The sequence below is a fragment of the Campylobacter sp. W0066.2 genome, assembly GCF_024723515.1.
Classification (GTDB): Bacteria; Campylobacterota; Campylobacteria; order Campylobacterales; family Campylobacteraceae; genus Campylobacter_D.
This window is the reverse complement of record NZ_JANQCV010000051.1, coordinates 1-368: the sequence shown is the minus strand read 5'-3', so window position 1 is coordinate 368 and position 368 is coordinate 1. Positions and strand designations below refer to the sequence as shown.

1 pseudogene is annotated in these 368 nt (G+C 22.0%); it reads left to right on the top strand.

Annotation, left to right across the window (positions count from 1 at the left end):
- Nucleotides 1-368: pseudogene (locus CAMP18498_RS07940) on the top strand (capsular biosynthesis protein); the annotation flags it as partial.

Here is a 368-nt window from a genome sequence, read left to right as displayed (position 1 = left end):
TTATAATCTTGATAATTTCATACAACTGTCAGTTGCAAGCTGCTTTATGAATATCACATTTTTAGATAATTTAATTTTTGATGAAAAAATAAAACCAAATTTTGAAGATGCTAAATTTATAAACGAGTATTTGTTAGATAATATTAACTCAAAAAGTGCTTTTTTACCAAAAGCAAAATATTTTTATAGAAAAAGAGAAGATAGTAGCTCAACTTTGGATTTAAAATTAAAATCAAAAGATTATTATTTAAATGTGACTAGAAATGGATATTTAAAGATTTTAAGTGATTGTGTAAAAAAAAGAAATACACCTTTGTTTATTCAAAATTTGGTTTTGTATGATATATTTTGGCAAATTGAACCTCTTA